The 26,278-nt window shown below is 73.2% G+C and carries 21 protein-coding genes and 2 pseudogenes; 11 read left to right on the top strand and 12 right to left on the bottom strand.

The window, feature by feature from the left end; translation table 11 throughout:
* Window positions 1–243: 243 nt before the first annotated feature.
* Together ACZ6D7_RS04345 and ACZ6D7_RS04340 are read left to right on the top strand one after the other, a co-directional pair.
* Complete coding sequence (locus ACZ6D7_RS04345; protein WP_469483278.1) at window positions 244–1,029, top strand: nucleotidyltransferase domain-containing protein; 786 nt, start codon at window positions 244–246, stop codon at window positions 1,027–1,029.
* Between the two features lie 212 nt (window positions 1,030–1,241).
* Window positions 1,242–3,122 carry an FUSC family protein gene (locus ACZ6D7_RS04340; RefSeq protein WP_469483275.1) on the top strand — a complete coding sequence of 627 codons (1,881 nt, stop codon included), beginning with the start codon at window positions 1,242–1,244 and terminating at the stop codon, window positions 3,120–3,122.
* Window positions 3,123–3,194: 72 nt separating this feature from the next.
* On the opposite strand, the gene ACZ6D7_RS04335 is transcribed toward ACZ6D7_RS04340, so the two are convergent.
* Window positions 3,195–4,169, bottom strand: a complete 975-nt coding sequence (locus ACZ6D7_RS04335; RefSeq protein ID WP_469483273.1) for an endonuclease/exonuclease/phosphatase family protein — start codon at window positions 4,167–4,169, stop codon at window positions 3,195–3,197.
* 125 nt (window positions 4,170–4,294) lie between these two features.
* Between ACZ6D7_RS04335 and ACZ6D7_RS04330 the strand changes: the two genes are divergently transcribed.
* From ACZ6D7_RS04330 to ACZ6D7_RS04320, 3 genes and pseudogenes are all read left to right on the top strand, one after another.
* A complete protein-coding gene (locus tag ACZ6D7_RS04330; RefSeq protein WP_469483271.1) occupies window positions 4,295–5,674 on the top strand; it encodes an amidohydrolase in 1,380 nt (459 codons plus the stop codon).
* Window positions 5,675–5,861: 187 nt separating this feature from the next.
* Window positions 5,862–6,426 (top strand): annotated as a pseudogene (locus tag ACZ6D7_RS04325) (DUF899 family protein).
* 153 nt (window positions 6,427–6,579) lie between these two features.
* Window positions 6,580–6,753: a hypothetical protein gene (locus ACZ6D7_RS04320; RefSeq protein WP_469483269.1), complete on the top strand. Its 174-nt coding sequence runs from the start codon at window positions 6,580–6,582 to the stop codon at window positions 6,751–6,753.
* Window positions 6,754–6,804: 51 nt separating this feature from the next.
* Here ACZ6D7_RS04320 and ACZ6D7_RS04315 read toward each other — a convergent pair whose 3' ends face one another.
* From ACZ6D7_RS04315 to ACZ6D7_RS04305, 3 genes and pseudogenes are all read right to left on the bottom strand, one after another.
* On the bottom strand, window positions 6,805–8,667 hold the full coding sequence (locus ACZ6D7_RS04315; RefSeq protein WP_469484532.1) for an ABC transporter ATP-binding protein: 1,863 nt from the start codon (window positions 8,665–8,667) through the stop codon (window positions 6,805–6,807).
* Window positions 8,668–9,021: 354 nt separating this feature from the next.
* Window positions 9,022–9,462 (bottom strand): hypothetical protein, encoded by a 441-nt coding sequence (locus tag ACZ6D7_RS04310; RefSeq protein WP_469483267.1) that lies wholly within the window; start codon window positions 9,460–9,462, stop codon window positions 9,022–9,024.
* Between the two features lie 1,121 nt (window positions 9,463–10,583).
* Window positions 10,584–11,102, bottom strand: a pseudogene (locus ACZ6D7_RS04305) (ATP-binding protein); the annotation flags it as partial.
* Window positions 11,103–11,372: 270 nt separating this feature from the next.
* Here ACZ6D7_RS04305 and ACZ6D7_RS04300 point away from each other — a divergent pair.
* The 3 genes from ACZ6D7_RS04300 to ACZ6D7_RS04290 all read left to right on the top strand — a co-directional run bounded on the left by ACZ6D7_RS04300 (window position 11,373) and on the right by ACZ6D7_RS04290 (window position 13,443).
* A complete protein-coding gene (locus tag ACZ6D7_RS04300; protein ID WP_469483265.1) occupies window positions 11,373–12,233 on the top strand; it encodes a helix-turn-helix domain-containing protein in 861 nt (286 codons plus the stop codon).
* Window positions 12,234–12,488, top strand: a complete 255-nt coding sequence (locus ACZ6D7_RS04295; RefSeq protein ID WP_057580268.1) for a DUF397 domain-containing protein — start codon at window positions 12,234–12,236, stop codon at window positions 12,486–12,488.
* Window positions 12,489–12,630: 142 nt separating this feature from the next.
* Window positions 12,631–13,443 (top strand): SAM-dependent methyltransferase, encoded by an 813-nt coding sequence (locus ACZ6D7_RS04290; protein WP_469483262.1) that lies wholly within the window; start codon window positions 12,631–12,633, stop codon window positions 13,441–13,443.
* Window positions 13,444–13,548: 105 nt separating this feature from the next.
* Here ACZ6D7_RS04290 and ACZ6D7_RS04285 read toward each other — a convergent pair whose 3' ends face one another.
* From ACZ6D7_RS04285 to pdxR, 4 genes are all read right to left on the bottom strand, one after another.
* A complete protein-coding gene (locus ACZ6D7_RS04285; protein ID WP_469483260.1) occupies window positions 13,549–14,253 on the bottom strand; it encodes a protein-tyrosine phosphatase family protein in 705 nt (234 codons plus the stop codon).
* A gap of 256 nt (window positions 14,254–14,509) precedes the next feature.
* A complete protein-coding gene (locus tag ACZ6D7_RS04280; RefSeq protein WP_469483258.1) occupies window positions 14,510–15,427 on the bottom strand; it encodes a hypothetical protein in 918 nt (305 codons plus the stop codon).
* Window positions 15,424–17,778, bottom strand: coding sequence for a PEP/pyruvate-binding domain-containing protein (locus ACZ6D7_RS04275; protein WP_469483256.1), 2,355 nt, complete (start codon window positions 17,776–17,778; stop codon window positions 15,424–15,426). The genes ACZ6D7_RS04280 and ACZ6D7_RS04275 overlap by 4 nt, the downstream gene beginning before the upstream one ends.
* A gap of 288 nt (window positions 17,779–18,066) precedes the next feature.
* Window positions 18,067–19,506 (bottom strand): MocR-like pyridoxine biosynthesis transcription factor PdxR, encoded by a 1,440-nt coding sequence (gene pdxR, locus ACZ6D7_RS04270; RefSeq protein WP_469483254.1) that lies wholly within the window; start codon window positions 19,504–19,506, stop codon window positions 18,067–18,069.
* A gap of 47 nt (window positions 19,507–19,553) precedes the next feature.
* Between pdxR and ACZ6D7_RS04265 the strand changes: the two genes are divergently transcribed.
* Entirely contained in the window at window positions 19,554–20,108 is a 555-nt protein-coding gene (locus ACZ6D7_RS04265) for a carboxymuconolactone decarboxylase family protein (protein ID WP_469483252.1), read from the top strand.
* Between the two features lie 104 nt (window positions 20,109–20,212).
* On the opposite strand, the gene ACZ6D7_RS04260 is transcribed toward ACZ6D7_RS04265, so the two are convergent.
* The 3 genes from ACZ6D7_RS04260 to ACZ6D7_RS04250 all read right to left on the bottom strand — a co-directional run bounded on the left by ACZ6D7_RS04260 (window position 20,213) and on the right by ACZ6D7_RS04250 (window position 23,432).
* Window positions 20,213–21,700: a glutamate synthase subunit beta gene (locus tag ACZ6D7_RS04260; protein WP_469483250.1), complete on the bottom strand. Its 1,488-nt coding sequence runs from the start codon at window positions 21,698–21,700 to the stop codon at window positions 20,213–20,215.
* Window positions 21,701–21,988: 288 nt separating this feature from the next.
* Window positions 21,989–22,468 carry an anthrone oxygenase family protein gene (locus tag ACZ6D7_RS04255; RefSeq protein ID WP_469483248.1) on the bottom strand — a complete coding sequence of 160 codons (480 nt, stop codon included), beginning with the start codon at window positions 22,466–22,468 and terminating at the stop codon, window positions 21,989–21,991.
* Window positions 22,469–22,727: 259 nt separating this feature from the next.
* Window positions 22,728–23,432 (bottom strand): DUF2293 domain-containing protein, encoded by a 705-nt coding sequence (locus ACZ6D7_RS04250; protein ID WP_469483245.1) that lies wholly within the window; start codon window positions 23,430–23,432, stop codon window positions 22,728–22,730.
* 137 nt (window positions 23,433–23,569) lie between these two features.
* Between ACZ6D7_RS04250 and ACZ6D7_RS04245 the strand changes: the two genes are divergently transcribed.
* On the top strand, window positions 23,570–24,211 hold the full coding sequence (locus tag ACZ6D7_RS04245) for a nucleoside/nucleotide kinase family protein (RefSeq protein ID WP_469483243.1): 642 nt from the start codon (window positions 23,570–23,572) through the stop codon (window positions 24,209–24,211).
* 299 nt (window positions 24,212–24,510) lie between these two features.
* On the top strand, window positions 24,511–24,945 hold the full coding sequence (locus ACZ6D7_RS04240) for a CBS domain-containing protein (RefSeq protein ID WP_469483241.1): 435 nt from the start codon (window positions 24,511–24,513) through the stop codon (window positions 24,943–24,945).
* Between the two features lie 106 nt (window positions 24,946–25,051).
* On the opposite strand, the gene ACZ6D7_RS04235 is transcribed toward ACZ6D7_RS04240, so the two are convergent.
* On the bottom strand, window positions 25,052–26,179 hold the full coding sequence (locus ACZ6D7_RS04235) for a magnesium and cobalt transport protein CorA (RefSeq protein WP_469483239.1): 1,128 nt from the start codon (window positions 26,177–26,179) through the stop codon (window positions 25,052–25,054).
* Window positions 26,180–26,278 lie beyond the last annotated feature (99 nt).

Here is a 26,278-nt window from a genome sequence, read left to right as displayed (position 1 = left end):
GCGGTGATTCGTCACGTTGAGTGACCACTTCATTGATAGCGCCTGCCACTGACAATCGGCCCGACTCCGGCGGCCCTGTGGATAACCGGTCGACAGCCGGCCCGGCTCGCCGACACGCTTTCCCCTCCGGCACCCCCCGCCTCCGGCACCCCCGCCTCCGGCACCACCCGCCTCCGGCACCACCCCCGGTCCAGCACCACCCCCCCGCTCCCGCCCCCCGCGACGCCGAGGAGATCCGAGCCGATGCCCGCGTCCGTGCACAGCGACGCCGTCTTTCTCTCCAGCACCGCCGACCGCCTCGCGACGCTCCCCACCGTCCGTGCCGTCACCCTCGGCGGCTCCCGTGCCCAGGGCACGCACCGCCCGGACAGCGACTGGGACCTGGCCGTCTACTACCGTGGCGCGTTCGAACCGGCCGATCTCCGGGCCCTCGGCTGGGAGGGTGAGGTCTCCGAGATCGGGGGCTGGGGCGGCGGCGTGTTCAACGGGGGCGCCTGGCTGACCGTCGACGGGCGGCGGGTCGACGTCCACTACCGGGATCTCGACGTCGTCGAGCACGAGTGGGCGGAGGCGGAGGAGGGGCGGTTCCGGGTGGAGCCGCTGATGTTCCATCTCGCGGGGATCCCGAGCTATCTCGTCGTCGCCGAACTGGCCGTCAACCAGGTGCTGCGGGGCGCGTTGCGGCAGCCCACGGACTTCCCCGCCCGCCTGCGCGGGACCGCCCCCGACCGCTGGTACGGAACCGCCCGCGCCACCCTCGCCTACGCCAGGGCCAACCACGCGCCCGCCGCACGGCGTACCGAGGCCGCCGGCGCGCTCGCCGTGGCGGCGACCCAGGTGGGGCACGCCGTGCTGGCCGCGCGCGGGGAGTGGGTGACGAACGAGAAGCGCTTGCTGGAACGGGCGGGCCTGCGGGGCGTCGACGAACTCGTCGCCCTGGTCGGGAACGTCGACGCCGACAGGCTGGGGGCGGTGTTCGAACAGGCCGAGACGCTCTTCTCGGAATCCATGCGAACGGCTCTCGTGTGACGTCCCTCGGCCACCATTCGAAGGAAAAGGCACCGGTCCGGCATTGCGTTCATAAAGAAAGCGGACTTCGCGGCAGCCGTCACCTCGCCGAAACCCAACCGTCCCACTTCCCCCCAAGATCGCCCCGTACCGTGGACACCACAGCTCACCGCTGACCGCCCCGGCCGCCGTCGCCCGAAGGCACCCCGAGCCCTCGATCCGACAGGAGCCCCGTGTCCCCGCGCCCGCACCTTCCCGCTCGCGCATTCGCCGCTCTGCCGCCCTGGCTCGCACACGCCCTGCGCGCACAGCGCGGGCCCGTTCCCTGGAGCGCGGTCACGCGCGGCGCGCTGGCCGCCGGGCCGCTGCTGCTCGCCGCCGTCCTGGCCGGCCGGACCTCCCTCGGGGTGGTGGCCGCCATCGCCGCGATGCTCGCCGGGATCAACGACCGGCCCGGCAGCCGGCGGGCGTCCGTCAGGCGGCTCGGGGCGCCCGCGCTCGCGGGAGCGGGCGGGCTGCTCGTCGGGACGTACGCCGGGGATCACGTCGGGGCGGTCGCGCTGACGGCCGTGTTCACCGGGCTGGGACTCCTCGCCGGCGGGATGAGCGCCATCGGGCCGGTCGCCTCCGGTGCCGGGACGCAGCTGCTGGTCGCCGCCGCGATCGGCGCCGGGATGCCGTTGCCCGAGGGCGGCTGGATGCGCGCCCTGGCCTTCCTCGCCGGCGCCGGATGGCTGCTCGCGCTGCGACTGGCGCTGCCCACGCCCGGGGCGATGACCGGCGACTTCCGGTTCGACGGGGAACGGGACGCGGTGGCCGGGGTGTACGACGCGGTCGCCGCGCTGCTCGACGCCGCTGGCACCGACCGGGCCACCGCCCGCCGCGCCGCCCTCACCGCCGCACTGGACCACGCCCAGGACGCCCTCGCCGGCCCTCGGCTGCGGCGCTTCGCCAGCTCCGCGGCCGAGCGGCGGCTGCACGCCCAGTACGCCGCCGCGCTGCCCCTGGCCGAGGCCGCGACCGCCCTTGCCTGGGCCGGGGAACCCGTCTCCGAGCGGGCCTGCGAAGGACCCCGGCTGCTCGCCGTCGCCGTACGGGAGAACGCGCACACCGGGCCGCTGCCCGCGCCCTCCCGGTCGGCGCCCGCGCTGCGGGCCCTCGACGACGCCCTGCTGCACGCCGCCGAGGCCTTCGACCGGGGTGGCGGGGGCGACCTGCACACCCGTCGGCGCAGCGCGCGGGACCTGCTGCGGACCGCGTTCGGGGCGGGCGGCCGCGAGTACGGGCTGCGGGTCGCGCTCGGCTTCGGGGCCAGCGCCGCCGTCGCCCAGGCCCTGCACCACGCCCAGTGGTACGGGCAGCACACGCACTGGTACTGGCTGCCTGCCACGGCCGTGTTCCTGGTCAAGCCCGACCTCGGGCCGCTGGTGTCAAGGGTGTTGTGCCGGGCCGCGGGGACCGTGCTCGGGGCACTGCTCTTCGCCGGGTTCGCCGCCGTGCTGCCCCGGCCGGAGGGGCTCGTGGCGCTGGTCGCCGTCTGCGGTGCGTTGATCCCCGTCTCCACGCGGCACTTCGCCGCGCAGACCGCCGTCGTCACCGTCCTCGTGCTGTCCCTGGTGATGGTGGGCGGGGAGCCCCAGGCCTCCGTCAGCCGGATCGTGGAGACCCTGCTGGCCTGCGCGATCGTGCTGTTCGTCGGGCATCTGCCGATGCCGGGGGAGCGCGGTGGCCAGGTACGTGCCCGGCTCGCCGCGGCCGCCGGTGCCGCGCACGCCTACCTCACCCATGTGCTCGCCGGCCCGGACGACCGTGCCGCCCGCTGGACCCTGCGCCGCGAGGCCTACCGCACCCTCGCCGAGGCCCGCACCGCCATCGCCCTCGCCGCCGCCGAACTGCCCGCCCTCGCCCGGCACACCGAAGGCACGGACGAGGTCGCCGCCCTCCTGGAACGGCTCGTCGACACCACCACCGCCTGCGCCGTCCACCTCGACGACACCGGACGGCTCGCCGCACCGCACCGGGAGCGGCTCGCCGAACTCCTCGACGCACTCGCCGCACGACGGGACCGGGTGGGGCTGCCGACCCCGCTGCCGAAGCTGCCCCGCGCCGTGTGACACGGCCCCGTCAGCCGGTTCGTGTCACGGTGTCCGCCGGTCGGCCCATGTCACCGTGTCAGCCGGTCCGCGTCAGCCGGTCCGCACCCACACCGGCGCGTGGTCCGACCCCGGCTCGTTCCGCCGCGCCGCCGGATCCGCGCCCACCGACGGCAGGGGCCGCTCCTCCGGCGTCCCCGTTTCCGTCCCGATGGCCGTCCCGATCCCCGTTCCGGCCGCCGTCACCCGGTGGACCAGACGGTGGCTCGTCAGGATGTGGTCGATCAGCTCACGGCGGCCGGAGTTGATCCGGGAGTACCGCTGGTCGGCCGGGATCAGCGGGGCCACGTTCCACAGGCGCGTCGCGTCGCCCCGGTCGGGCGCCTTGAAGCCCTGTGTGCCGATCTCCGAGCCGGGCGGGCCCAGCAGGATCTGCGTGGTCGCCGCCTGCACCTCGTCGTTCAGGTCGCCCAGCACCACCACGTCCCGCTCGCGGCCGTCGCCCGCCAGGAGGTCGTCGGCGAGCGCCCGCAGCGCCGCCGCCTCCGCCGTCCGGCGGTAGAGGGCGTAGGCGCCATAGCGGGCCCGCTCGCCCTCGTCGCGCGGGAAGAACCGGCCCCCCGGATACGACAGCAGCTTCGACTTCAGATGGGCCACCGCCACCCGCAGCGGCCCGTCCCCCGTCACCGTCTCCACCGCGAGGAACCCGCGGCCCGACTCCGCCACGGTCGCCCCGGAGTCGTCCGCCTGCACCGGACGCAGCCGTGCCGGGAACCCGCGCGTGTCCGCCAGCACCTCCAGCGGCGCACGGCTGATCACGCCGACCCGGATGCCCCGGCTGTCGGCGTGCGCGGAGAGCGCCGCGTGCCAGGTGCCGCCCACCGCCTCCACCAGGTCCGTCAGCGCCTCGGGGTCTCCGACCTCCTGCACACCGAGCAGCCCGGGGCCGAGTGCGCGGATGCCGTCGGCGAGGGCGGCGAGCTTCGTCTCGTAGGCGGCCTTGTCCTTCGGGCCGAACGGTCCGCCGGGCCGGTACAGGTTCTCGAGGTTCCACGTGCCGAGGAGCATGCCGGGCTCCCTCCAGGAGGCGTCGTGGCGCCAGGGTGCCCGCCGCACCCCGTGCGGCGACAGGTTCGCGACACGATGCGGGCCACGGCTCACACCCGGGCACGACACGGTCGTACGTTGACGCAATGACGCCTTCTGCGACGCCCGCCCCGGAGCCCGGCCGCGCCGCCGATCTCCTCATCACCGGCTGCACCGTCCTCGTCCACGACGAACACGAGCGGATCGCGTTCCGGGAGGACGCCGCCATCGTCGTCCGCGACGGCACCGTCGACGCCGTCACCAGCGCCGCCGACGCGGCCGCCGTCCCCGCAGCCGAACGCATTGAGGCGTCTGGGCAGCTCGCGATGCCGGGGCTCGTCAACTGCCATACGCACGCGCCGATGGTCACCCTGCGCGGCCTCGCCGAGGACCTGCCCACCGAGGAGTGGTTCAACGACGTCGTCTGGCCCGTCGAGTCCAACCTCACCGAGGAGGACGTCGAGTGGGGTGCGCGGCTGGCCTGCGGCGAGATGATCCGTGCCGGGGTCACCTGCTTCGCCGACCACTACTTCGCGATGGACGCGGTCGCCGCCGTCGTCACCGAGTGCGGGATGCGCGCCCACCTGGGCCAGGCCTACTTCTCCTCCCAAGGGCCCCAAGGCAGGGAGGAGTCACTGGAGTTCGCGCTGCGGCACCGCGGCAGCGCCGACGGCCGCATCACCACCGCCCTCGCCCCGCACGCCCCCTACACCGTGACCGATATCGATCTCGCCGCCACCGCCGCTCTCGCCCGCGACCACGACCTGCCCGTGCACCTGCACGCCTCCGAGAACCGCGACCAGGCCGACACCAGCCTCGCCCGGCACGGCGTCACCCCCATCGAGATCCTGGAGCGCACCGGCATCCTCGACACCGACGTCCTCATCGCCCACGGCACCGGCATCCTCGAACGCGACCTGCCCCTCCTCGCCCGCGCCCGGGGCCGAACGGCCGTGGCGAGCGCGCCCCGCGGCTATCTCAAGTTCGCCTGGCCCACCACCACCCCCGTGCGTGCCCTGCGCGAGATCGGCGTTCCCGTCGGTCTCGCCACCGACGGCGCCGCCTCCAACAACTCCCTCGACGTGTGGGAGTCCATGGCCCTTACCTCTCTTCTCCAGAAGTCCACCACCGGCGACCCGCGCTGGCTCACCTCCCGTCAGGCCCTGCACCACGCCACGCTCCAGAGCGCGCGGGCCGTCGGACTGGAGGACCGTGTCGGCAGCATCGCCCCCGGCCGGCGCGCCGACCTGATCCTCGTCGACCTCACCGGACCGCACACCCAGCCCGTCCACGATCTCGCCGCGACCCTCGTGCACAGCGCCCGCGCCGCCGACGTACGCACCACGATCGTCGACGGCAGCATCCTGATGCGCGACCGCGTACTGCTGACCGTCGACGTACCCGCGGTGGTACGGGAGCTGGGCCGGCGGATGCCCGCGCTCCTCGACCGCAGCCACGGCCGACGCATTCAGCAGTACGACACGTAGAACCCTCCCGACACCCCAAATCCTCCCCAACGCCCAACCCCTCCCTGACGCCCACCCCTCCCTGACACGCAGAAGACGGAAATCCGGAAATCCGTCCGGCACGCGAAAAACTCCCGGGCACCGCCGATGAGTTCCGCCGTGTCCGTCAGTCACCCTTTCGAATGAACCGCTGCACGGGGAGGGGCCCATGGCGCATCCGGAGCTTCCGGAGGTCGTAACGCGTGACGCATGGCGCGCGGCGCGCGAGGAACCGCTGGTCAAGGAGGGGCGGTGGCACGCGCGCGGGACGCGCTGAACGAGCAACGGCGCGCACTGGCGATGGTGGAGGTCGGCACGGCGTAACTCTTCGACGGCGGCGACGGCAAGGCGACCCTGCTCGACCTTTTCGCGGGGCGTCCGCAACTCGTCGTGCACCACTTCATGTTCGCCCCGGAGTGGGAGGCCGGCTGCCCCGGCTGCTCCGGCTTCCTCGACCAGCTCGGCCACTTCGCGCACCTGAACGCGCGCGACACCTCGTTCGCCGCCGTGTCCCGGGCGCCGTACCAGAGGACGTGACCCGCGAGCGCGACGGCGGGCTGGTGGAGCGGCCCGGGCTCAGCTGCTTCCTGCGCGAGGGCGATCGCGTCTTCCGCACGTACTCGGCGTACGACGGCCTCGACGCGCTCGGTTCCACGTCCAGCCTCCTGGACCTCACGGTTCTGGGACCGATCGGGGACCGGCACGTCCGCTATCACGACGAGTACGACTTCTGACACGGACGGTGCGGAAGATGTCCGGAAAGTGACCGGATCCTCACCGTCCGCGCCGGCGCCGTGTCAGCTACGTCTCAGTACCGCAACCGAGCGAGCCGTTGGGCCTCCGGAGGGCGTTAACTCCTACAAGTACGACGCTTCGGGAGGTGCGAGATGGTGAACGGGCGAACCGTGCTCGAACGCTTTCCCGCAGGCGGGCCGCGCGGATCGTGGCCCGCGGAGGAGTTCGCGCACGCGCGACGCATGGAGGGGCTGGCCGCCGAGGTCGTCATGGACCTCGCGACGGACACCTTCCTGGTGATCGTCCGCGGCGACGCGACGGACTGAGTCCGGGATGGCTGTGCCCGGGACGGACTGAGTCCAGGACGGACTGAGCCGTCAGCCCACCTTCGAGGTGGGCGCCGGTGAGGTGAACTGCTCGGCCTGGAGCGCGTACAGCTCGGCGTAGACCCCACCGCCCGCCAGCAGCTCGTCCGGCGTGCCGGACTCCACCAGCCGGCCCTGGTCCAGCACATGCACCAGGTCCGCGTGCCGGACCGACGCCAGCCGGTGGGTGATCAGGACGACCGTCTGGCCGCTGTCGGCCAGCGCCCGGATCTTCTCGAAGACCTCCAGCTCGGCCCGGGCGTCGAGGGCCGCCGTCGGCTCGTCCACGATCAGGATGCGGCCGCGCCGGTACGCGGCCCGCGCGATACCGAGCCGCTGCCACTGCCCGCCCGACAGCTCGTGCCCGCCGCTGAAGTTCCGGGCCAGCAGGGTGTCCAGACCGCGCGGCAGATCCGCCACCACCTCCTCCGCGCCCGCCTCGGCGATCGACGCGGCCAGCCGCTCCTCCGTCAGCGCCGCGGACGACCGCCCGACGGCCACGTTGACCCGGGCGGTGAACGGCCAGCGCTTGAAGTCCTGCGCCACCATCGCGATGCGTTCGGCCAGCTGGTGCCGGTCCGCGTCCGCCACGTCCACGTCGTCCCACAGGATCCGCCCCCGATCCGGCCGGTACAGCCCGGCCAGCAGCTTCACCAGAGTCGTCTTGCCCGAGCCGTTCTCCCCGACGAGCGCGATGATCCGGCCCAGCGGGAGCGTGAGGGTGACGTCGTCGAGGGCGGGGCGGGTCGACTCACCCGGATAGCCGAAGGTGACGTGCTCGAAGTGGATCTCCCGAGGATCGTCCGGCAGTGCCACACCGCCTACCGGGATCGCCCGCTCGGCCGCCTCGACGTACAGACGCTGGAGATCGCCCACGAACAGGGCCTCCTCATGGAGCTGGTTGACCTCCAGGACGAGCGTGTTCAGGCTCGTGGAGCCGCTGCGGATCGCGATCACCGCCGTGCCCGCCACCGCCAGCGCCATCGTCCCCGTCAGCAGCAGCCCGCCCAGTGTGGCGTACGTCGCCGCCGTCGCCACGCCCGTCCAGGTTGCCGCGATCAGCCCGGTACGGGCGGCCAGCCGGGCCAGCCTGGCCTGCTCCGCCTCCGCCGTCTCCGACATCGCCCGGAAGTGCCGCAGCAGGAACGGGCCCACCCCGTGCACCCGGATCTCCGGCGCGGCCGCCGGTTCGGTGAGCAGGCTCGCGATCAGTTGACCCGCGCGCGCGTGCTGCACCCAGGTGTGGAAGGACTCGTACCGGCGCCGGGCGTTGGTCAGCGCGCTCCACGCGCTGGGCAGCGTCATCGTCACCAGCAGGGGCAGCAGCAGCGGATGCAGCACGGTGAGCACGCCCGCTGCCGCGGCCAGCGAGATCACCGCGTTCACCACACGCGTCCCGTACATGATCATCCGACGGGCCGACTGGGCGCCGTACTGCGCGGTGTCCAGCAGTTTGTGGAACGCGTGATCCTCGATCGCGGCCAGTTCGACCGCCGCCGCCCGCTCCAGGTACAGCTCGGTCGCCACCCGCTCCACCTTGGGTTCGAGCCGCCCGGTGGCGTACGTCGACGCGGCCCGCAGCAGGGCCCCGACCAGGAGGACGACGCCCATGGTGGCCAGTGCTGGGGCGGCACCGCGCAGCCGGTCCTCGATCGGGCCGTCGCCGATCAGCCGGGTCAGCACCGTGTTCACCGCGAGCAGGCTCACCGCCTGCGCCGCCCCCCGGGTGATCTCCGCGATCAGGACGACTCTGGCGGCCCGCGGGTCGGCCTGCCGGGCCAGCCGGAGGCTCACGGCGAGCAGCGACGGCAGCCGGGCCAGCATCGCGCGGAAATCCAGCTCCAGGAACGCGTCCCGGTGCTGGTTCCAGCCCATGTCGTAGCGGAGCGGGCCGCCGAAGAGCAGCCGCTCCGACTCGGACACGTCGCGCTCGTCGGGACTGTTCCGTTTCCGCGCCTTCCCCACCGGTGGCCTCCCCCGATCGTGGACGAACGGCCACTATTGCGGGAGGGGGTGCGGCAGGACAGGGCGCAGGGCGGGGGAGTGGGCGCGCGCGGGCGTGCGCCGGGCGGCACCTCGGACGGCCGACGGGGGCGGATTGGGCGGATTGCTCTGCGGCGGACGGCCGACGGCGGCGGACTGATACGAGCCGGACGACAGACGGAGACAGATGGACGACAGACGGCGGCGGACTGCTGTGCGCCTGACGTCGGACCGGGGACGGGACTGCTACGCGCTGATCGGCCGGGACCAGGCCGGCGCGGTGCCGGTGAGGCGGCACAGGGCCAGGTAGAGGGGGATCGGCGGGGTGTACGGGACTGTGCCGTCCGGTCGGTGGATGAGATCGGGGGCGTGCGGAACGTCCGGGACGACCGCACCGGTGGCGTACCGCGCGGGGGCGGGCCACTCCAGGGCGTAGTCGGAGTCGGACGGGACGAGCCACCACCAGTGCGACGCGTCGGCGTAGACACAGCCCACGCGCGGGAGGCGCGGCATGAGCAGCGGGCCGAGGCCGGCGGGGACGGCGACGGCGTCGCAGCCCAGCGGGGCGGTCATGCCGTCGGGCACGGTGAGCCGGCGGGGAGCCTGTGGCGTGGTGCCCAGGCCGCGCTTCAGGCGGACGAGCGTGTCCAGGCTGAGGACCGGAACGCGACCGGACACGGCGCTCATGCCCGGCCCCACTCCCAGCTGCGCTCGACCGGGACGATTCGGGCGGCCCCCGCCGCGCTCGCGCCGGGGAGCGGGCGCCGGGCGGACGTGTCGTCGGCTTCGGCACTCACCGGGTGACCGGACGGGCGGCTCTCGTGCTCCGGGGTGCGGTGCCACTGCGGCGCCACGCGGGGAACCGGGCCCGGAGGCTCCGGTGTGTGATGCGGTGGCCGCACGGGGTGGATCCCTGATTCGGGCACCCGATGCGTGGGGTGCGTGCCGGGTTCGGGCACACGGTGGGTCGGGTGGGTGCTTGCTTCCGCAGCGCGGTGGGTCGGGTGCGTTCCCGCCTCCGGCGCACGGTGGACGGGGTGCGCGGCGTGCGCCACGGCTTCCGGTGTGCGGTGGAGCTGGTGCGCGGTCCGGGGCGCGGGGGTTTCGCTCTGGTGCGCCGTCCTGGCCGCCGGGTTGTCGCCGCGGTGGGTTGCCTGATGGACGGGCCCGTGGTCCTGGTGGGCCGCCCGATGCGGCGGCACGTCGCCCTGGGGCGACATCCGGGGGGCGAGCCCGTCGTTCTGGTGCCCGATCTGCGGCGCCGCGGACGGTGCGGGCGCCGGTGCCGCAGACGGTGCGGGCGCCGGCACCGATGCCGGGCTGTCGCCGCCGCCCGAAGGCACGGCCTGGGGCTCCGGGTCCGGGCCGGCACTCGGAGCCGTCGGGGCGTTGCTTCCGGCCGAGGCGTCGGCACTCCGAGCCGCAGTGTCGTTACTCCACGGAGCAGTGTCGTTACTCCGGTACGTCTCCTGGGCCGGTGCGCCGCCCCGGTACTCCTGCTCGGCCGGCGCGTCCTCCGGATACGCCCGCTCCGCCGGCGCGTCCTCCTCGTCCGAACCGTCGGCCGGACCCGGCTTGGGCCGGGCGCCCCAGCCGAGGTCGCCGCGGGGCTCATCGGCGCCGTCGCCGGCGCCGCGGCCACGGCCGAGCTCGGGGGCAAACTCCATCGGGTCTGACTCGGCGGCAAGCTCCAGGCGGCCGGACCCGGGAACCAGGTGCACATGGCGAGACTCGGGAACCAGGTCCACATGGCCGGACTCGGGCTCCAGGTCCGCGCACAGTTCCACGGCGTCGACCCGCAGCCCCTCGCCCGGGTCGGCGTGGTCACGCGGTGTGTCCGAGCCATGGGCCAGGTCGGCCCAGACCAGCAGGCCGGGCCCGTGCTCCTGGGCACCCCAGGCGCGACAGAGGGCCTCGACGAGAAGCAATCCCCTCCCGTGCTCCTCTTCAGGGCGCTGAGGGGACGGATGCGGCTCGCCGGGAGCGCAGCCCTCGTCACGCACGGCTATGCGCAGCACGTCGTCGCCGTCGTACAGCTCGCACACGACGACATCGCTCGCGGTGTGCACGATCGCGTTGGTGACCAGCTCGGATATGACGAGAGCGGCCGTGTCGCAGGTGTCCTCGCACACCGACCATCCGGTCAGTCGCGCCCTGGCCAGGCGTCTGGCCTGAGCGGGAGAACCCGGGTGGGCGGCCAGTTCGAATCGGAACCGGCGCTCGGCAGCGGCCTGGTCGGGGCCTGCTCCCGGGGCGGCACCGAGACCCTGGGGGCGGCCTGCGGCGGCGTCTGTTCCTAAGGGCGCGGACGGAATCACGCTTGCCACTATCGCCCCGCCGTGAACACTTGGCAAGTGTCACTCTGAAAAATGCAGAGTGCTGTGTGACGCGGTAGAACGCCGTGGCAGACTGCTCGCAACAGCACGTTGAGCGGCGCCAGTTGGGATCAGCGGAGATCCGTACGGATTCGTACAGATCTTCGAAGCGGTCTTCGAATGGCGCCGTAAGGCTGTCAGGATTCGTTTCGTTACCCGGCCGGTCGGGGCCCAGTGCGGCCAAAGCGACCGGCCGTCCAGGGCTCTTCGTGGAGGTGGAGCGTGAGCGAACCGCGGTCCGCGCCGACCGTCGGACAGGTTGTCCTCGGTCGTCGCCTGCTGGACCTGCGGGAACGCGCAGGGCTCAAGCGTGAGGAGGCCGCCCGCATCCTCCGTGTCGCGCCCGCCACCGTCCGCCGGATGGAGATGGCCGAGGTCGGCCTCAAGATCCCGTACCTCCAGTTGCTGCTCAAGGCCTACGGCGTCACCGACGCGGAGGCCGAGGGGTTCGTGCAATTGGCCGAGGAGGCCAACAAGCCCGGCTGGTGGCAGCGGTTCCACGACGTCCTGCCCGGCTGGTTCTCGATGCACGTCAGCCTGGAGGGCGCGGCCGCGCTGATCCGCCAGTACGAGCCCCACTTCGTCCCCGGTCTGCTCCAGACCGAGGACTACGCGCGCGGAGTGCTGAGGTCCGGCGCCATCGGCCAGACCCGGCCGGAGGACATCGAACGCCTCGTCGACCTGCGCATGCAACGCCAGGAACTGCTCACTCGTCAGGATGCGCCCCGGTTGTGGGTCGTGATGGACGAGACGGTGCTGCGCCGCCCGGTGGGCGGTCCGGAGGTGATGCGCGCGCAGATCGACAAACTGCTCGAAGCCACGAAGCTGCCCAACGTGACGCTCCAGGTCGCCCCGTTCGCGAGCGGGCCGCACCCGGGTACGTACGGGCCCTTCGTGCTCTTCCGATTCGCCATGCCGGAGCTTCCGGACATGGTCTACAGCGAGTACCTGACCGGCGCCGTCTATCTCGACGCGCGCAACGAGGTGGCGACCCATCTCGAGGTCATGGACCGCATGGCGGCGCAGGCCGCTACTGCACATCGCACGAAGGAGATCCTCCGGGATTTCCGCAAGGAGCTGTGAATGGATCGCATCAAGCCGCGCAAACGGGTCTACAACGGCATGCCCGCGCGGGACTTGGGCAGCGAAGGCTGGCACAAGCCGTGGAGCGGCGGGAACGGCGGCAACTGCCTGGAGGCGATGAAGCTCGCCGACGGCCGGATCGCCGTCCGCCAGTCCACCGACCCCGACGGTCCGGCGCTGATCTACACCACCGACGAGATGACGGCCTTCATCGAGGGAGCGAAGGCGGGAGAGGCGGACTTCCTGCTGTCCTGACGTGACGACGCGACCGACGTGACTCGCGTGACGTTTCTGCTCCGTCCCGGCCGTCTTTCCATTGCCTTTCTCCCGCTCAACTTCCTTATTTTGGTACTGAATTGATCATCATTGACCGCGTCAGATGCTTACGGAGTGCCTCATGACCGGGCAGGACCCCACCCCCGTCGTCGAGATCGACACCAGCAAGCCCCATCCCGCACGGATGTACGACTGGTACCTCGGTGGCAAGGACAACTACCCCGTCGACGAGGCGATGGGTCGCCAGATGCTCGCGCTCGACCCGCGTGTCCCGGTGATGGCACGAGTCAACCGAGCCTTCATGCACCGTGCCACGCGCTGGCTGGCCGGGAACGGCGTCCGGCAGTTCCTGGACATCGGTACGGGTATCCCGACCGAGCCCAACCTGCACCAGGTCGCGCAGGAGATCGCCCCGGACGCCCGGGTCGTCTACTGCGACAACGACCCGATCGTGCTGGCCCACGCGGCGGCCCTGCTGCGCAGCACGCCCGCGGGCGTCACGGAGTACCTCCAGGCGGACGTCCGCGACCCGGCCGCCATCGTCGAAGGGGCCAGGAAGATCCTGGACTTCAGCCGGCCGGTGGCCCTGTCGCTGGTGGCGCTGCTGCACTTCGTCCCCGACGAGGACGGGGCGCACGAACTCGTCACCCGGCTGCTCGCCGAGCTGCCCTCGGGCAGCTACCTGATGATGACCCACGCCACCGCCGACTTCACCCCGGAGGAGTCCGCGGCGGCCACGGAGAAGCTCAAGGCGGCGGGCGTCACCCTCGCCCTGCGCTCCCGTGAGGAGTTCGGCCGCTTCTTCGACGGGCTCGACCTGGTCGAGCCGGGTGTGGCGGTCGTTCCCGAGTGGCACCCGGAGCTGGGCGAACCCGTGCCCGGCCAGGAGGACGGCGTCATCCCCGGCTACGGGGCGGTGGCCCGCAAGCCGTAGCGGTAGCTACAGCTACAGCTACAGCTACAGCTACAGCGACAGCCGAGGCCCGCAAGCCGAAGCCCCCGGCTGGACACCGGGGGCAGAGGCTCAGGACCAGGTCGGTCAGAACCAGGTCAGGATGCGCCGCGGGGCGTCCACCAGACGGCTCAAGGCGACGATCGGGAACGGCGGCTGCTCGGCCTCGCTCCTGCTGAGGTGCAGTCCGTAGTAGATCTGCTCGATCGACGGCGGTCCGACCGCGAGGTTGCGCCGGACGGCTGACGACGACGACTGCTCCCCTGTCTTCACCAGGTACGCCGCCGCCATCGTGCCCGTACGGCCGACGCCGGCACCGCAGTGCACGAACACCTTGCCGGGCTCCGCCGAGACGGTGTCGAGGAGCTGCTGCACCTGTGCGGGCTTCGGCGTCTGCCCGTCACGGATCGGCAGGCGTACGAGGTTCAGCCCGGCCTCGCGCGGTGAGGCGAGCTGGGAGGCGCTCAGGTCCTCGGCGCGCAGGTCCACGACCGTGGTGAAGCCCATGCCGGCCAGGGCCCGGTATCCGGCGGGGGAGGGCGCGGCACCGCGCCACAGTCGTCCCTCCGTGTCGACGGGCTGGTAGTTGTGGATGCCCTGCACCGTGCGGGTGCCAGCCGGGGCGGCTGTCTCCTCCTTGGCCCAGTAGGACAGGGCGAGGATGCCGCCGGCTCCGGCGGCCCACAGGACCGCGTAGCCGATGATGATGCTGATGAGGATCCGTATCGCGCGCCGGGGCAGTGGGCGCTGGCGGAGAGCAGGGTTGGGCAGGGTAGCGCTGATGACAGCCATGAGCGACCAGAGGGAGTAGGGGACGTGGGCGCATTCGAATGGTAGCCCGATTACCCCTTGTCCGTCTTGTCCGTGTACGTATGCACATACGGACTGTATGTCCTATTCGGGTGCCCTGACCCCTCCGGAACCCGTCTCTGCCTCCTCCCGGAGCCCCTTCCCGAACCGGTCCCTGCCCCCTCCCGGAACCCCTCCCGAACCGGTCCCTGCCCCCTCCCGAACCCCGTTCCTCACCCCCCGGAACCCCTCCCGGCCGTCAGGCGCCTTCCGCGTCCGCGTCCCCGATCCCGACCACCGTGAGATGGGCGCGTTCGAGAGTCGTGTCCTCCAGGCAGCCGCGCAGCCGCATCCGGTCGTGCTCGGTCAGCGCGGGCCGCACGACCCCGGCGAACAGGCCGTCTCCCAGGTCGCCCAGGGTCGCGTGATGCAACGGCACGGACGTGGAGTCCCGGCAGCGCTCCCACACCTGCTGGGCGGCCAGGGCCCGCCGCCCCGCCGTCAGGTCCGGGCCCCGCATGTCGACCTGGACCAGCACTGAGGTCGCCTCGTTCCTGTTCGGCTCCTCCTCCCGGGTCTGGGTCAGCTTGGCGAGCCCCACCACCAGCGCGACGGCCAGGGTGGCCGCGACGGCGGAGGCGGCCGCCACGCGCGCGGTACGGCCCCGGGACGGCTGGGGACCCACCGGCGGCAGCTCCGCCAGATCGTCGGGGCCGTCCGGATCGGGCGCGCCGAGCACGGCGAGCCGCCCGGCCAGCCGCCGCTCGGCCGGTTTCCCCGTGGCCGAGGCGATCCGCTGCACCACCCAGGCCAGCCCGGTCAACAGCACCCCGGTGATCATGAGGACCGGCACGAAGACGTACGTACGGTCCGCCGGGTCGTCCAGCCACCGGAACCGGGCATCCTCGTGCGCCTCGGGAGGCTGCCGGAGCCGGGCGAGCACGTCGTCCTGCCGTGCGTCCATCTCCCGCTGCCGCCGGTCCGTGTCGCGCAGCCGTTCCTCGATCCGGGTCAGCCGCCCCAGCAGCACGACGCCGAACAGCAGAACCTCGACGACCAGCAGCAGCACCCCGCAGATCAGCGCGCGCTGCCACTGCCACCGGTACAGGTAGATCACCAGGTACGTGCCCGCTCCGGCCGCGGCGAGGCCTCCGAAGACGTACGCGATCCGCTTCATGGCGCGTCCCCCGGCCGTACGTCTCCCGTGGTCCCGTCGAGCGAGAGGCGAGAACCGGGCGGGAAGCGGCGTACGGCGTCCGAGGCGCCGACGACCGCCGGGAGCCCGAACTCCCTGGCCAGCACCGCCAAGTGGGACAGCGGACTGCCGGTCTGCGCGACCAGGCCGGTCAGGCCCGGCAGCAGCGGGGCCAGCGCCGGGTCCAGCGTGCGTACGACGAGCACGGCGTCCCGCGGCCGGGGCCCCGTCCCGTCCCACACGGTGCCGACCGCGCGCCCGCCGGACACGCCCCGGCCGCCGTCGCCGTCTCTGTGGCCATGGCCATGGCCGTGACCGTCGCGGTGCGCGGCGACCACGACCTCGCCGTCCGCCAGCCGGAAGGCGTCCGGCAGCGGGGCAGACGCGGAGCGCGGCACACGCGTGTGGAGGTCGCCCGGCAGCGGACCGCCCTCCAGAGTGGCGGCCACTTCCGCCCAGTGCAGGAGCGCCACCTGATCCACGTCGAGGCGCATCCGCCGTGCCGCCTCTCGCACGAGCCGGACCTGGAGCTCCTGAACCCAGCGGATCCGGAGACGGAGGGCCTCGCGGGGCGGGAGGGAAGCGATGGGGGAGGGAGCCCGATGCGCGGTGGCGACGGTGTCCGGGGTGCTCTCGCGCGCCAGGACGGCGGTGGCGTCCGGACGGGCATCGAGGTTCGGATGGGGAGGTTCGTCGCCGTTCGGGCGGTCTGCCTCATCGCCGTTCGGCCGGGCCTCGCCGTCCGTTGCGCCGAGCGCCCACAGCGGGCGTCCGCCCGCGTCGCGCCGGGCCCGCGCGCCATTGCCCTCGACCTGCCCCGCCACGTGCGTCTGTGTGTCCTGCCCCGGCACGCGTGCCGGGGCCTGCCCCGGAAGGTGCGTCCCCGGAAGCCGCCCCCGCCCGCGCAGACTCGGTGCCGTGAGGGCCAGGACCACCGGTTCCGAGGCGATCACGCGGTCGTCGGGGACGCCCCGCGCGCGGGCCGCCGCGAGGGCAGTGAGGGCCGTGCCCGCCGCCGTACGGGTCTTCGGGGGTTCGCGCAGGAGGGCGCCCGCGAGGGCCTCCTGGGCGTGCAGGGACACCAGGACCCGGCGGGTCCAGCGCAGCTCCGCCGCCAGCACGGAGGCGGGCGTTCCGGTGGGCGCCGGGACATGGGCCAGATGGCGGTCGACGTCCGCGACAAGGTCCGTCGCCAGGCCCGGCAGCGCCCTGCCGAGCCGCCCCACCCGCCAGGCCGCCGCGAGCCGGCGGGCCCCCGGCGCCGGGTTGAGCAGCGCGAGCCACCGGTGCCGTGGCGCCGCCGCGCCGAGCAGGCGCAGGTCGGCGGCCGGCCGCCCGCCGACCGTCGTGACCACCGGCACCGTCCGCAGCAGCCGGCGGGGCGCGGTGCCCCCGATGTCGAGCGCGGCGGCGAGGCCGTGGGCCATGGGCGTCACCCACAGGTCCTCCTCCAGCGGCGCCAGCTGCTCCGGCAGCGTCTCCGCGACCGGGCCGGGCCCCAGCAGCCGTGCCCCGCGCGCGGGCCGTACCGCCATCGCCGTGATGGGGCGGCTCTGGAACAGCCACAGCCGCCCGTCCGCGTCGAACCCGAACTCGATGTCCTGCGGCCCGCCGAAGACCTTCCGGGTCCGCCGCGCGAGCCGGGCCAGCCGGGCCAGCTCGGAACGGGTGAGCAGCGGGCCGGGTTCCGCCTGCTCCGTGCGCAGCAGCCGGCCGCGTCCGCTCAGCCAGTAGCTGGTGCCGGCCCGCTCGCCGCTGACCAGGCTGTCGGGGCCGCCGCGCACCGCGCTCACCAGCATCCGGTCGGCCCGTCCCGCCACCGGGTCGGCACCGAACATCACCCCGCCGGCACGCGCGGTGAGCATCGGCTGCACAAGGACCGCCATGGCGGCCGTGGACCCGTCGGGTCGCCGCGCCGAGTCGAGCACGGTCCGTACGGCCTTGCGGAAGGCCGACCAGCCGCGTACGTCGAGCACTGAGGCGAACTGACCCGCCAGCGAGGACTCCTCGGTGTCCTCCTGCGGCGACGAGGACCGTACGACGAGTGGACGGGTGCCCCCCTCGGAGAGGTCGTCCCAGGCGCGCCGCAGGGCGATGGTGTCGCCGCCGCCTCCGTGTGGGATCACGAAGCCGGGGAGCACCGGCAGTCCGGCGCGGGCCGCGCGGGCGAGGTTCGCGGCTTTGGATCCGGTGAGTCGGGGGAGCGCGGCGCCGGGCTCGTCCAGCGGGACTGCGGCCGAGTCCCGTGCCTCGACCAGGGCGAGGGCGACCTCGCAGCGTGGGACGTCCCCGCCACCGGCAGCTTCTTCATGACGTTCGTCGAGCGTCGTCATCAACACCCTCCAGGACCGACCGCCAACAGGGGGGACGCGCGGGATGGGCCCTGCGCCTGACGGCGGAACGAAGGATGGGGGCGGCCGCTGCCTGACCCGAAGCCGGGCGCGACGACAGCACACCTCCTGTTCCGATGATCCCACCGCTCTTCCGATCCATGTAGTCCGTAAGCCACTTTTCGGACGCGCGGGAGGATTTGTCCGGGGGCCAGGATCCCGGGGTGACTCGCTCGGAGACCGGACCGGACCGGATCGTGCGGACCGGACCGCGGCGCGGCGCTCGGCGCCTCACGCGGGGGACGGACCGCGTCGCGGGCCCGGTGGCAGCACCCCGCACAACGCGTCCAGGGCAGCCCCGTACGCGTGCTCCGACGGTGTCGCGTACCCGACGACGAGTCCGTCGCCGGCCGTCATGTCCGTCTCCGGGTGCCGGAAGGCCGCGAGGCCGTCCAGGGCGACGCCCTGCCAGGCGGCCGCCTTGACCGTGGAGCGTTCGGTGCCGGGCGGCAGCCGCAGCACCGCGTGCAGCCCGGCCGCGACCCCGGTGACCTCGATGTGCGGCGCCTGGGCGGCCAGCGCCGCGACCAGCCGGTCCCGGCGACCGCGGTAGCGCTGCCGCACCCGCCGTACGTGACGGTCGTACGCCCCGGACGCGATGAAGTCGGCCAGACTCAGCTGGTCGGGGACGCTCGCCCACGCCTCCCGCTCGCCCTTGGCGGCGAGCACCCCGTCGACGTACCGCCGCGGCAGCACCATCCATCCCAGCCGCAGCGCGGGCGAAAGGCTCTTGCTGACCGAGCCGAGGTAGATCACCCGCTCGGGGTCGAGGCCCTGGACGGCACCGACGGGCTTGCGGTCGTAGCGGAACTCGCCGTCGTAGTCGTCCTCCAGCACCACCGCGCCACGCGCGCGTGCCCAGTCGACGACGGCGGTCCGGCGGGTCGCGTGCAGCGGGCCGCCGGTGGGGAACTGGTGCGCGGGGGTGAGCAGGACGGCCCGTTCGCGCCCCAGCCGGCCGACGCGCGCCCCCTCCTCGTCCAGCGGTAGGGGAACCGTCCGCACGCCCGCCGCCGCGAGCAGCTCCCGGTGGAAGCCCAGTCCGTACGCCTCGACGGCCAGCGGACCGCGCAGCACCCCACCGGGCGTGAACAGCAGCCGCAGCGCGTGGGCGAAGCCGGAGCAGATCACGATGCGCTCGGGCTCGGTGCGGACGCCACGCGCGCGTGCCAGGTACTCGGTGAGGGCCTCGCGCAGCTCCCGGCGCCCGGCGGGGTCACCGGGTCCGAACACCTCGTTGGGCGCCTGCTGGAGGGCCCGCCGGTAGGAGGCCAGCCAGGCCGCTCGCGGAAACGCCGACGCGTCCGGGGTGCCCTGCCTCAGGTCGTGCAGCGGGCCACGCGCGCGTGGAGGTGCGTTTACGGGCGTCCGCTCGGCGTGTCGCAGGGGTTCGGTCCGTTCGGCGACGCGAGTGCCGGAACCCTGGCGGGCGGTCAGCCAGCCCTCCGCGACCAGCTCGGCGTAGGCGTCGGCCACCGTGTTGCGGGCGATCCCCAGATCGGCGGCGAGCGACCGGTACGGAGGCAGCCTGGTGCCCGGAGAGAGCCGCCCGTCCCGCACGGCCTCGCGCAACGCCCGCATGAGCGCGGCCCGCCGCCCGCCCGGCCCGGACAGCTCCAGGTGCAGGTCGGCGCCGATCCGCTCCGCGGAATTGACCCACGAATCCACCATGGAAATGCACCCTACAGGGGGTCTTTCCGGCCCGTAGGTTGGAGGACATGACGACGAACACCACCGCCATCGCCACCGCTGCCACCACGGGTACCGCGACCGCCGAGACCGTGCCCGACCCCGCCACCGCGATCGCCGCCGCCGAGGCCGCACGCACCCGGCTGGACTTCGGCCGGTCCGCCCGGCCGGCCTTCCGCGCCCTCATCGGCTTCGACGCCGCCGCCCGCGAGGGCCTCGACCCGGCCCTCGTCGAGCTGATCCAGATCCGGGCGTCCCACCTCAACCACTGCGCGTACTGCCTGCACATGCACACCAACGACGCCCGCAAGGCAGGCGAGAGCGAGGACCGGCTGCACCTGGTCGCCGTCTGGCGCGAGGCCCGCCACTTCTTCACGGAGCGGGAGCAGGCGGCCCTGGCCCTGACCGAGGCGCTCACCCTGGTCGCCGACGGAGGCGTCCCGGACGACGTCTACGCCGAGGCCGCCGCCCGCTTCGACGAGCGGGAACTGGCCCAGGTCATCGCCCTGATCTGCGCGATCAACACCTGGAACCGGGTCGCCCTGGCGACGGGGAAGGTAGCCGGCACGGACGAGCGCCGCTGACCCTTGCCTCCCGGGACCCGCGCCTCCCGGGACCCGCGCCTCCCGGGACCCGCGCCTCCCGGGACCCGTACGTACGTCTCAGGAGCCTCGTACCCCCGGGGCTCTCAGACGATCATGGGCCGGTCGTACGGTGAGATCGGCGCCGGCAGCCGCGAGGCGCCCGTCAGATGGCGGTCGACGGCCGCCGCCACCGCCCGGCCCTCGGCGATCGCCCACACGATCAGCGACTGGCCGCGCGCGGCGTCCCCGGCGGCGAACACCCCGGGGACGTTCGTCGTGAAAGCACCGTCCCGCGCGATCGTGCCGCGCGGCTCCATCGTCAGGCCCAGCTGGTCGGTGAGTCCGTCCGCCCGGTCGGGCCCGGAGAAGCCGAGGGCGAGCAGCACGAGGTCGGCGGGGAGCGCCCGCCCGGTGCCGTCCACCGGCGTGCGCCGCTCGTCGACCTCGACGAGGTGCAGCGACCGCACATGGCCGTCCTCGTCGCCGGTGAAATGGAGCGTGGACGCGGCGAACAGGCGCGCGTCCGCGTCGGCCGCCGGCGCGGTCCGAAGGTCACGCGCCTCCTCGTGCGCGGCCGAGAGCCGGTAGATCTTCGGGTACGTCGGCCAGGGTTCCGTGTCCTCGTCGCGGTCGGCGCCGGGCTGCCGGTAGATGTCCAGCTGCGTCACGGACGCGGCCCCCTCGCGCACCGCCGTCCCGAGGCAGTCCGCCCCGGTGTCGCCGCCACCGACGATCACGACGTGGCGGCCGGCGGCGGACATCGGCGAGACCTCCAGGTCCCCCTCGCACACCCGGTTGGCCAGCGGCAGGTACTCCATCGCCTGATGGATGCCGGCCAACTCCCGGCCGGGCACGGGAAGTTCCCGCCACGCCGTCGCCCCGGTCGCGATCACCACGGCGTCGTAGCGGGTCCGCAGCTCCGCCGCCCCGACGTCCCGCCCGACGGCCGTCGACGTACGGAACTTGGTCCCCTCGGCGCGCATCTGCTCGATCCGCCGCTCCAGATGGCGCTTCTCCATCTTGAACGCGGGGATGCCGTACCGCATCAGGCCGCCGATCCGGTCGTCCTTCTCGTACACGGCGACCGTGTGCCCCGCGCGGGTCAGCTGCTGCGCGGCGGCCAGCCCGGCGGGACCGGAACCGATCACCGCGACCGTCTTCCCGGAGAGCCGGTCCGGGGGCCGCGGCGGGGTGAACCCGTCCGCCCAGGCCCGGTCGGCGACGGCGACCTCGACGTTCTTTATGGTGACGGCCGGCTGGTTGATGGCGAGCACACACCCCGCCTCGCACGGCGCCGGACACAACCGCCCGGTGAACTCAGGGAAGTTGTTCGTCGCGTGCAGCCGGTCGCTCGCCGCCCGCCAGTCCTCCCGCGACACGAGGTCGTTCCACTCCGGGATCAGGTTGCCGAGCGGACACGCGTCGTGGCAGAACGGTATGCCGCAGTCCATACAGCGGTCCGCCTGCCCGCTGATGATGGGCAGGAGCGCCCCGGGGACGTACACCTCGTCCCAGTCCCGGACCCGCTGCTCCACGGGCCGGCGGGGCCAGTCCTGGCGCGGCGTGGTCATGAATCCCTTGGGATCGGCCATGTCCGTCTTCCTCGCGTGCATGTGCGCGACAGGCCGTGCGTCATCGGGCGGCACTCTTCCGGCCACGATACGTCCCCCCGCCCGGCCCCGCAGAGCGCCCGACACCGCTTTCCCCGGGGCGGCGACGGATCCTGCCCGGGGACCTTCCGCCCCCACCCCCGTGAGGCGGTCGTCAGCCTCGCGTGAGGCGACGGCAGCCACGCGGCACGTGGTGGCAGCCACGCGGCACGTGGTGGTGGTCAGCCCCGCAACCTCGCAGCCCCGCGTCAGGCGGTGGCCGGCCCCGCGTCAGGCGATGGCCAGCACGTACGAGATCGCGGCCGCGGCCGAGGCGACCGTGCGGACGTGGTTCCACGCCGTCCACTCGCGCACGTACGTCGGCCAGTACGTGGCCGCCTCCGGGGTGCCCGGTTCCAGCCGCGCCAGCGCGTCGTTGCGCGGCACGTTGGCGATCATGGTGACCCCGAACGAGCCGAACAGGTACAGCGCGCTGCCCAGCAGCAGCTCCACCGTGCCCTCGTCCGGCCACAGCACGAACGTCACCACGGCGATCACCGCGGCCAGCGCCGCCGACCCGACGAACACGATCATGAACGCCGGCCTCACCGCGGCCACGTTGATCGCGTTCATCGCGGCGACGCCCTGAGCGGGCGGCAGCGCGGCCAGCCCCCGCATCACGAAGGTCGAGAACCCGCAGAACACCCCGGCCACCAGCCCGGTGCCGAGCACCCCCAGCACCGTCAGCACGAAGTACGGTCCATCGATCATGTCAACGTCAACTCCAGCCTCGAACCGGATCATGCCCGGAACCATCCGTCCTCACCAGTGAATTCCCGCACGGGAACGGTGACCATGGCCGAGCGGCGCCGAAACATAAGCGAGCGTCCAGGCGCACCGACGAGCGATCCGCGCCCCCGGTCTCCGCGTGCCCTGGTCCCTCGTGCCTCCGGTCTCCTCGTGCCCCCGGTTCCTTGTGCCCCGGCCACCTCATCGTCCCCGGCCGCCTCATCGTCCAGTCATCTCGTGATCAGGCGGGGCCCAGTCCCGCCTCCCACCCCCACTCCCGCAGGATCCGCTCCACCTCCGCCGAGATCCGCCGCCGTGCCTCGCGCCGCGGCACCCCGTTCATCAGCAGCCGGTCGTACGGCGTCTCCAGATGCCGTACGGACGCCACGACCGCCGAGACCACGGCCCGCTCGGACAGCGCCCGCCCCGCCGCGCTCCGCCCCACCCGCCCACTGCCCCGCAGCGACGCGTGCGCGGCGAGCGCCCGGGCCCGGTCCTCGGGGCAGCCCGGCAACAGGCGCAGGATCTCCGCCGCGAACGCCGCCGTGAACCGCACGTCCTCCTCCGCCCGCCGCCGCGCGTCCCGCACCCGGCGCCGCCGCCGCGCCTCCGCGTCCGCCAGACACCGCGCCTCCGCCCTGGCCAGCCCCGCCTCCTCGACCAGGACGCCCTGCCGCTCGTAACGCCCCCTGCGCCGGTTGAACCGCACCACCACCGCCGAGAGCGTGCTCTCCTCCCGAGATCTGCGGGTCAGCGCCGTGTCGCCGCGCGGCAGGAACACCAGGTGGCTGAGGTCCGCGCAGTCCAGGCAGCGCGGCCCGTCGTCCTCCACGACCACCATCGGCACCGGACCGCGACGGCACCCGACGCAGTGCCTGCGCCGCTGCGGCTGAACGACGAGAAGACCGGTACGGGGCAGGGCGGTTGCGGGTGCTGCGGCTGTCATAGGGGCTTCATTCCCGCTGGTGAGCGTGGTGGCACGTCGGCTCGGCCCCGCTTTGCGGATCGTCCGGCAGCCCTTGTCGCGCGCATCCCTCTTCTCCGGGCGATCACCGTCCCCGTTCGACGGGCGACTGACGCATCATGGGCCCTGTGCGACTCGAAGCGATCACCTGGGAACGGCTCGGCGACCTCCTCGCCGAGCGGCTGCTCGACCTGAAGCCGTCGGACGGCAGCCCCTGGCCGCGCGTCGCCTTCGACGGCGCCCCGGCGGCCCGCCCCGGCGACCTCGCCGAACGCGTCGCCGAGGCCCTGCGCATACGCGGCCGGCCCTCCCGGGTCGTGGACGCACACGGCTTCCTGCGCCCCGCCTCCGTCCGCCTGGAGTACGGCCACCACGACGTGGAGGCCTACTACAACGGCTGGCTCGACACCGGCGCGCTGTGGCGCGAGGTGTTCGGTCCCCTCGAAGCCGGCGGCGACGGGCTGATCCTGCCCGACCTGTGGGACCCGGTCACCGACCGCGCCACCCGCAGCCCCTACGTCCAACTCCCGCCCGGCGGATTCCTGTTGCTGCACGGTCCCTTCCTGCTGCGCCACTGGTTCCCCTTCGACCTCAGTGTCCATGTCCTCCTCTCGCCAGGGGCCCTGCGCCGCCGCACCCCCGAGGCCGATCACTGGACGCTGCCCGCCTTCGAGAGCTACGACCGGGAGACCGGCCCGGCGGCCGCGTCCGACGTCCTCGTCCGCGCGGACGACCCGCGCCATCCGGCGTGGGGTGGCTGATCCGCCCGACCACATTCCGCAGTGACCCCCGGTTCAGCGTCTCGGTCCACGACCTCGCCAACCCCTGCACCTCGGTCGAGATCCGCGGCACCGCCGAGATCCTCCCGGACCCGGTCAAGCGCCTCCCGCACGAGCTCTCGCACAAGTCGTGGGCTTCTCGGCCTGAGCCCGGACCGCGTCGGCGCGGCCGTCGATCACGGCTCCGGGTGCGGGTGCGCGGTGGCGCGGCGAGAATGTAGGGGGCCGGGACTAGCGGTGCCCCCCGCGCCGCGCCGGCCGTCCGGCACCGGGAGGTACGCATGACCACCGCCGGAGACATCATGCACCGGGGCGCCCGGTGGATCCCCGCCCACGAGACCCTCGACCGCGCCGCCCAGCTGATGCGCGAACTGGGCGTCGGCTCCCTGCCCATCGGCGACGACAATGATCGGCTCTGCGGCATCCTCACCGACCGCGACATCGTCGTGGGCTGTGTGGCCAAGGGCCACGACCCGTCCAAGGTCACCGCCGGGGAGATGGCCCAGGGCACCCCGCGCTGGATCGAGGCGAGCGCCGACGTCGACGAGGTGCTCCGCGAGATGCAGGACCACCAGATCCGCCGGCTGCCCGTCATCGAGAACAAGCGCCTGGTGGGAATGATCAGCGAGGCCGACCTCGCCCGGCACCTGACCGACGATCAGATCGCGCTCTGGGCCGGGAGCGTCTACGCCATGTCCGGCACCAGCCCGCACTGACACCACCGAGCCCGCACTGACACCGCGGTCCCGTCACTCGCACCGGCCTCGCCGGACTCGGCGCCGGCCGGTGCGCCTCAAAGCCAGGCCGGTGCGCCTGTGCGGCTCAGAGCCAGCCGTTGCGCCGGAAGCCGCGGTACAGCACCAGACAGACCACGGAGATCACGCCGATCACCAGTGGGTAGCCGAACCTCCAGTGCAGCTCCGGCATGTGATCGAAGTTCATGCCGTAGACACCGCAGACCATCGTCGGGACCGCGATCACCGCGGCCCAGGCGGTGATCTTCCGCATGTCCTCGTTCTGCGCGACCGTGACCTGGGCGAGGTGCGCCTGGAGGATCGAGTTGAGCAGTTCGTCGAACGCGGCGATCTGCTCCGTGGCCCGCAGCAGGTGGTCGGAGACGTCCCGGAAGTACGCCTGTATCTGCGGGTCGACCACCCGCACCGGCCGGTCGGCGAGATCCATCAGCGGACGCTTCAGCGGCACCACGGCCCGCTTCAGCTCCAGGAGTTCCCGCTTCAGCTGGTAGATCCGCCCCGGGTCGGCCCGCGCGCCGTTCTCCGCGAAGACGTCCGCCTCGACCTGGTCGATGTCGCCCTGTACGGCGTCGATGACGTTGAGATAGTCGTCGACCACATGGTCCGCGATGGCGTGCAGCACCGCCGAGGGACCCGTGGAGAGCTGACCCGGATCGGATTCCAGCTCCTCCCGCAGCGGGCCCAGCGAGCCATGCCGTCCGTGCCGCACCGTGATGACGAAGTCCGGGCCGACGAAGACCATGATCTCGCCGGTGTTCACCACCTCGCTGGTCGCCGTCAGTTGCTCGTGCTCGACGTAACAGACCGTCTTGAACACCGCGAACAGCGTCTCGCCGTACCGCTCGACCTTCGGGCGCTGATGGGCCTCGACCGCGTCCTCGACCGCCAGCGGATGCAGGTCGAACAGCTCGGCGATGCCCGCGAACTCGTCGTTCGTCGGCTCGTGGAGTCCGAGCCAGACGAAGCCGTGGCGATGCTTGCGCACCTGCTCCACCGTGTCGACGAGGTCGCCCGCGACCGGCGCCCGCACGCCGTCCCGGTACGCCACGCAGTTCACCACCGAGGAGCCCAGCGGGGAGCGCGCGTGGTGACTCAGGTCGACCCGGGTATGCCGCCGGGCCAACCGCGCCACCTTGCGCAGGCCGCCGACCCGGCCGAGGCCGGTGACCTTCCGCAGATTCCCCGCCATGGTCATCTGGGTCTCCTTGTGTGATCTCCTCGCGCCGCACTGCCTGCGCCCTGGCGCGCCAGTCTGCCAGGCTCGGGTATGCCGTGGGTAAGCCTGTGGAAGGGG

The organism is Streptomyces sp. NPDC041784 (assembly GCF_055591025.1).
The sequence above is the reverse complement of the archived record's forward strand: the minus strand, read 5'-3'. Positions and strand labels throughout refer to the sequence as shown.

Bases quoted from the DNA above. Each gene is read 5' to 3' on its own strand.
- ACZ6D7_RS04235 (WP_469483239.1), bottom strand. From the start codon at position 26,179: ATGACCATGGCGGGGAATCTGCGGAAGGTCACCGGCCTCGGCCGGGTC.
- ACZ6D7_RS04245 (WP_469483243.1), top strand. From the start codon at position 23,570: ATGGGCCCTGTGCGACTCGAAGCGATCACCTGGGAACGGCTCGGCGAC.
- ACZ6D7_RS04335 (WP_469483273.1), bottom strand. From the start codon at position 4,169: ATGCTCCTCGGCACGTGGAACCTCGAGAACCTGTACCGGCCCGGCGGA.
- ACZ6D7_RS04320 (WP_469483269.1), top strand. From the start codon at position 6,580: ATGGTGAACGGGCGAACCGTGCTCGAACGCTTTCCCGCAGGCGGGCCG.
- ACZ6D7_RS04275 (WP_469483256.1), bottom strand. From the start codon at position 17,778: ATGACGACGCTCGACGAACGTCATGAAGAAGCTGCCGGTGGCGGGGAC.
- ACZ6D7_RS04250 (WP_469483245.1), bottom strand. From the start codon at position 23,432: ATGACAGCCGCAGCACCCGCAACCGCCCTGCCCCGTACCGGTCTTCTC.
- ACZ6D7_RS04295 (WP_057580268.1), top strand. From the start codon at position 12,234: ATGGATCGCATCAAGCCGCGCAAACGGGTCTACAACGGCATGCCCGCG.
- ACZ6D7_RS04260 (WP_469483250.1), bottom strand. From the start codon at position 21,700: ATGGCCGATCCCAAGGGATTCATGACCACGCCGCGCCAGGACTGGCCC.
- pdxR (WP_469483254.1), bottom strand. From the start codon at position 19,506: ATGGTGGATTCGTGGGTCAATTCCGCGGAGCGGATCGGCGCCGACCTG.
- ACZ6D7_RS04255 (WP_469483248.1), bottom strand. From the start codon at position 22,468: ATGATCGATGGACCGTACTTCGTGCTGACGGTGCTGGGGGTGCTCGGC.
- ACZ6D7_RS04280 (WP_469483258.1), bottom strand. From the start codon at position 15,427: ATGAAGCGGATCGCGTACGTCTTCGGAGGCCTCGCCGCGGCCGGAGCG.
- ACZ6D7_RS04330 (WP_469483271.1), top strand. From the start codon at position 4,295: ATGACGCCTTCTGCGACGCCCGCCCCGGAGCCCGGCCGCGCCGCCGAT.
- ACZ6D7_RS04290 (WP_469483262.1), top strand. From the start codon at position 12,631: ATGACCGGGCAGGACCCCACCCCCGTCGTCGAGATCGACACCAGCAAG.
- ACZ6D7_RS04315 (WP_469484532.1), bottom strand. From the start codon at position 8,667: ATGGGCTGGAACCAGCACCGGGACGCGTTCCTGGAGCTGGATTTCCGC.
- ACZ6D7_RS04265 (WP_469483252.1), top strand. From the start codon at position 19,554: ATGACGACGAACACCACCGCCATCGCCACCGCTGCCACCACGGGTACC.
- ACZ6D7_RS04345 (WP_469483278.1), top strand. From the start codon at position 244: ATGCCCGCGTCCGTGCACAGCGACGCCGTCTTTCTCTCCAGCACCGCC.
- ACZ6D7_RS04240 (WP_469483241.1), top strand. From the start codon at position 24,511: ATGACCACCGCCGGAGACATCATGCACCGGGGCGCCCGGTGGATCCCC.
- ACZ6D7_RS04285 (WP_469483260.1), bottom strand. From the start codon at position 14,253: ATGGCTGTCATCAGCGCTACCCTGCCCAACCCTGCTCTCCGCCAGCGC.
- ACZ6D7_RS04310 (WP_469483267.1), bottom strand. From the start codon at position 9,462: ATGAGCGCCGTGTCCGGTCGCGTTCCGGTCCTCAGCCTGGACACGCTC.